The sequence below is a fragment of the Limnohabitans sp. WS1 genome (assembly GCF_003063265.1).
Lineage (GTDB): Bacteria > Pseudomonadota > Gammaproteobacteria > Burkholderiales > Burkholderiaceae_C > Limnohabitans_A.
The window spans coordinates 1-5,582 of the sequence record NZ_NERU01000034.1 but is presented as its reverse complement, the minus strand read 5'-3'; the positions used below and the strand labels follow the sequence as shown (position 1 = coordinate 5,582).

At 50.8% G+C, this 5,582-nt stretch carries 2 tRNA genes and 3 rRNA genes; all 5 read right to left on the bottom strand.

The features are described from left to right. Positions 1-42: 42 nt before the first annotated feature. Positions 43-155: ribosomal RNA gene (gene rrf, locus B9Z48_RS21225) — 5S ribosomal RNA — on the bottom strand. Positions 156-326: 171 nt separating this feature from the next. Beyond that, positions 327-3,207, bottom strand: a 23S ribosomal RNA gene (locus tag B9Z48_RS21220). 440 nt (positions 3,208-3,647) lie between these two features. After that, positions 3,648-3,723 (bottom strand) — tRNA-Ala (locus B9Z48_RS21215). Between the two features lie 47 nt (positions 3,724-3,770). Continuing rightward, positions 3,771-3,847 (bottom strand) — tRNA-Ile (locus B9Z48_RS21210). 97 nt (positions 3,848-3,944) lie between these two features. Beyond that, positions 3,945-5,475, bottom strand: a 16S ribosomal RNA gene (locus B9Z48_RS21205). Together the 16S, 23S and 5S rRNA genes with 2 tRNA genes alongside form the textbook arrangement of a ribosomal RNA operon. Positions 5,476-5,582 lie beyond the last annotated feature (107 nt).

Genomic DNA, 5,582 nt, shown 5'->3' with positions numbered 1-5,582 from the left:
AAAACGCCCCACCGAACGGTGAGGCGTTTTGGGCTGTTAGAAGCCTGACGATGTCCTACTTTCACACGGGAATCCGCACTATCATCGGCGCTAAGTCGTTTCACGGTCCTGTTCGAGATGGGAAGGAGTGGGGCCAACTTGCTATGGTCATCAGGCATAACTTGGTGTCGTCTTGACCAAGTCAAGACAACGAATTCATAGAGTTTCGAATCAGATTTTGGCTTGTTAACCGGGTTATCCACCCAGCCTTTCGGCCTTTTTGAATGCGTCAACTTGGCATAACTTCCTTGACCAATGCACACCTTGCGGCGTGTGATCAAAGTTATAGGGTCAAGCCGCACGAGCAATTAGTATCGGTTAGCTTAACGCATTACTGCGCTTCCACACCCGACCTATCAACGTCCTGGTCTTGAACGACTCTTCAGGGGGCTCAAGGCCCCGGCAGATCTCATCTTGAAACGAGTTTCCCGCTTAGATGCTTTCAGCGGTTATCTCTTCCACACTTAGCTACTCGGCAATGCCACTGGCGTGACAACCGATACACCAGAGGTGTGTCCACTCCGGTCCTCTCGTACTAGGAGCAGGCTTCCTCAAATCTGCAGCGCCCACGGAAGATAGGGACCAAACTGTCTCACGACGTTTTAAACCCAGCTCACGTACCTCTTTAAATGGCGAACAGCCATACCCTTGGGACCGGCTACAGCCCCAGGATGAGATGAGCCGACATCGAGGTGCCAAACACCGCCGTCGATATGAACTCTTGGGCGGTATCAGCCTGTTATCCCCAGAGTACCTTTTATCCGTTGAGCGATGGCCCTTCCATACAGAACCACCGGATCACTATGTCCTACTTTCGTATCTGCTCGACTTGTCAGTCTCGCAGTTAAGCACGCTTATGCCATTGCACTATTATCACGATGTCCGACCGTAACTAGCGTACCTTCGAACTCCTCCGTTACGCTTTGGGAGGAGACCGCCCCAGTCAAACTGCCTACCATGCACTGTCCCCGATCCAGATAATGGACCTAGGTTAGAACCTCAAACACACCAGGGTGGTATTTCAACGTCGGCTCCACTGAAACTAGCGTTCCAGCTTCAAAGCCTCCCACCTATCCTACACAGATCTGTTCAAAGTCCAATACAAAGCTACAGTAAAGGTTCATGGGGTCTTTCCGTCTTTCCGCGGGGAGATTGCATCATCACAAACATTTCAACTTCGCTGAGTCTCAGGAGGAGACAGTGTGGCCATCGTTACGCCATTCGTGCAGGTCGGAACTTACCCGACAAGGAATTTCGCTACCTTAGGACCGTTATAGTTACGGCCGCCGTTTACTGGGACTTCAATCAAGAGCTTGCACCCCATCATTTAATCTTCCAGCACCGGGCAGGCGTCACACCCTATACGTCCACTTTCGTGTTTGCAGAGTGCTGTGTTTTTATTAAACAGTCGCAGCCACCGATTTTTTGCAACCCCGTTGGGCTCCCTCTGTTCGAGTTCACCTACTTGGGGCATACCTTCTCCCGAAGTTACGGTATCAATTTGCCGAGTTCCTTCTCCTGAGTTCTCTCAAGCGCCTTAGAATACTCATCTCGCGCACCAGTGTCGGTTTGCGGTACGGTCAATGACAAGCTGAAGCTTAGTGGCTTTTCCTGGAAGCAGGGTATCACTCACTTCAGGTGCAAGCACCCTCGTTATCACCCCTCATCTAAGCCCGGCGGATTTGCCTACCGAGCACGACTACAGGCTTGAACCAACATATCCAACAGTTGGCTGAGCTAACCTTCTCCGTCCCCACATCGCACTTGTCATCGGTACAGGAATATTGACCTGTTTCCCATCAGCTACGCATCTCTGCCTCGCCTTAGGGGCCGACTCACTCTACGCCGATGAACGTTGCGTAGAAAACCTTGCGCTTACGGCGAGGGGGCTTTTCACCCCCTTTAACGCTACTCATGTCAGCATTCGCACTTCTGATACCTCCAGCAGGGTTTACACCACCACCTTCACAGGCCTACAGAACGCTCTCCTACCACTTGCAATAAATTGCAAATCCGCAGCTTCGGTAACTGGCTTAGCCCCGTTACATCTTCCGCGCAGGACGACTCGATCAGTGAGCTATTACGCTTTCTTTAAATGATGGCTGCTTCTAAGCCAACATCCTGACTGTTTTAGCCTTCCCACTTCGTTTCCCACTTAGCCAATTTTAGGGACCTTAGCTGGCGGTCTGGGTTGTTTCCCTCTTGAGTCCGGACGTTAGCACCCGGTGCTCTGTCTCCCAAGCTGTACTCATCGGTATTCGGAGTTTGCCTTGGTTTGGTAAGTCGCCATGACCCCCTAGCCAAAACAGTGCTCTACCCCCGATGGTAATACTTGAGGCACTACCTAAATAGTTTTCGGAGAGAACCAGCTATTTCCAAGTTTGTTTAGCCTTTCACCCCTATCCACAGGTCATCCGCTAATTTTGCAACATTAGTCGGTTCGGACCTCCAGTACCTGTTACGGCACCTTCATCCTGCCCATGGATAGATCACTTGGTTTCGGGTCTACACCCAGCGACTGATTCGCCCTATTCGGACTCGATTTCTCTACGGCTTCCCTATTCGGTTAACCTTGCCACTGAATGTAAGTCGCTGACCCATTATACAAAAGGTACGCAGTCACCCCTTTCGAGGCTCCTACTTTTTGTAAGCATGCGGTTTCAGGATCTATTTCACTCCCCTCCCGGGGTTCTTTTCGCCTTTCCCTCACGGTACTTGTTCACTATCGGTCAATGATGAGTATTTAGCCTTGGAGGATGGTCCCCCCATATTCAGACAGGATTTCTCGTGTCCCGCCCTACTTGTCGTTAGCTCAGTACCACACATCTGTTTTCGCATACGGGGCTATCACCCACTATGGCCGGCCTTTCCATGCCGCTTTGCTAACAGTTGTGCTATCACTAACAGGCTCTTCCGATTTCGCTCGCCACTACTTTCGGAATCTCGGTTGATGTCTTTTCCTCGAGCTACTGAGATGTTTCAGTTCACCCGGTTCGCCTCGCATGACTATGTATTCATCATGCGATACCCCTAAGGGTGGGTTTCCCCATTCAGAAATCTCCGGATCAATGCTTATTTGCCAGCTCCCCGAAGCTTATCGCAGGCTTTCACGTCTTTCGTCGCCTATCATTGCCAAGGCATCCACCACATGCTCTTATTCACTTGACCCTATAACTTTGAACTCTCTTGTCGAGAACTCATCGTTATTTTCAAGGAATGTCTGTCAGGTCTTTCACCTGACGCGTTATGCCGTAAATGAATAATTCCTCAACACAGGATGTTTCCATCCAATATCAAAAGAACAATTCGTCTTTACTTGAATTTCAAACGTCGTTTGAATATTCGTTTTGACGCAATCAAAAAATTGTCACCAGGGGCACGGTCCGCACTAAACCTTTACGAATGTGCGGTTTCCCCTGGCAACTCTGATTCGACTCTATGAATTTTTAAAGAACAGCCGTGTGTCTTGCGACACTTGTCAATCGATCAATATCAATCAACACAAAAGTAGCCTCTGCATTTGTCTTGCCAAGCAACTTTTGTTTTGAATGAAGATCCAAACAACCTGCACCAGGCTATTGGATTTATTCGATTTACGCGATAAGTAATGGTGGAGGATGACGGGATCGAACCGACGACCCCCTGCTTGCAAAGCAGGTGCTCTCCCAGCTGAGCTAATCCCCCGTTATCTTGTCCGGAGCGCCCAAGCAGCGCTCACTTTTCAGAAGGATTGGTGGGTCTGGTTGGTCTCGAACCAACGACCCCTGCGTTATCAACACAGTGCTCTAACCAACTGAGCTACAGACCCAAGCCGGTCACCAATGACCAGGCATCAGCCAAGCCCTCAGCGACAACCTTCCAACAACCGATAAGTGTGAGCGTTCAATTTAGATTGCAGTTTCCAGAAAGGAGGTGATCCAGCCGCACCTTCCGATACGGCTACCTTGTTACGACTTCACCCCAGTCACGAACCCCGCCGTGGTAATCGCCCTCCTTGCGGTTAGGCTAACTACTTCTGGCGAGACCCGCTCCCATGGTGTGACGGGCGGTGTGTACAAGACCCGGGAACGTATTCACCGTGACATTCTGATCCACGATTACTAGCGATTCCGACTTCACGCAGTCGAGTTGCAGACTGCGATCCGGACTACGACTGGTTTTATGGGATTAGCTCCCCCTCGCGGGTTGGCAACCCTTTGTACCAGCCATTGTATGACGTGTGTAGCCCCACCTATAAGGGCCATGAGGACTTGACGTCATCCCCACCTTCCTCCGGTTTGTCACCGGCAGTCTCATTAGAGTGCCCAACTGAATGTAGCAACTAATGACAAGGGTTGCGCTCGTTGCGGGACTTAACCCAACATCTCACGACACGAGCTGACGACAGCCATGCAGCACCTGTGTTACGGCTCTCTTTCGAGCACGAAGCTATCTCTAGCGACTTCCGTACATGTCAAAGGTGGGTAAGGTTTTTCGCGTTGCATCGAATTAAACCACATCATCCACCGCTTGTGCGGGTCCCCGTCAATTCCTTTGAGTTTCAACCTTGCGGCCGTACTCCCCAGGCGGTCAACTTCACGCGTTAGCTTCGTTACTGAGTCAGTGAAGACCCAACAACCAGTTGACATCGTTTAGGGCGTGGACTACCAGGGTATCTAATCCTGTTTGCTCCCCACGCTTTCGTGCATGAGCGTCAGTACAGGTCCAGGGGATTGCCTTCGCCATCGGTGTTCCTCCGCATATCTACGCATTTCACTGCTACACGCGGAATTCCATCCCCCTCTACCGTACTCTAGCTATGCAGTCACAAAGGCAGTTCCCAGGTTGAGCCCGGGGATTTCACCTCTGTCTTACATAACCGCCTGCGCACGCTTTACGCCCAGTAATTCCGATTAACGCTTGCACCCTACGTATTACCGCGGCTGCTGGCACGTAGTTAGCCGGTGCTTATTCTTACGGTACCGTCATGAGCCCCCCGTATTAAGAGAGACCTTTTCGTTCCGTACAAAAGCAGTTTACAACCCGAGGGCCTTCATCCTGCACGCGGAATGGCTGGATCAGACTTGCGTCCATTGTCCAAAATTCCCCACTGCTGCCTCCCGTAGGAGTCTGGACCGTGTCTCAGTTCCAGTGTGGCTGGTCGTCCTCTCAGACCAGCTACAGATCGTTGGCTTGGTGAGCCTTTACCCCACCAACTACCTAATCTGATATCGGCCGCTCCAATCGCGCGAGGCCTTACGGTCCCCCGCTTTCATCCTTAGATCGTATGCGGTATTAGCGTAACTTTCGCTACGTTATCCCCCACGACTGGGCACGTTCCGATATATTACTCACCCGTTCGCCACTCTCAAGGGGTTGCCCCCTCTACCGTTCGACTTGCATGTGTAAAGCATTCCGCCAGCGTTCAATCTGAGCCAGGATCAAACTCTATAGTTCGATCTTGATTTTTTTCGGTCTTTCGACCAACTCATAAATTGGAATCGACGCGAACATCATCTCTGATATCCACATCTTTTTTACTTCATGAGCGTTTGTTAGCTAAT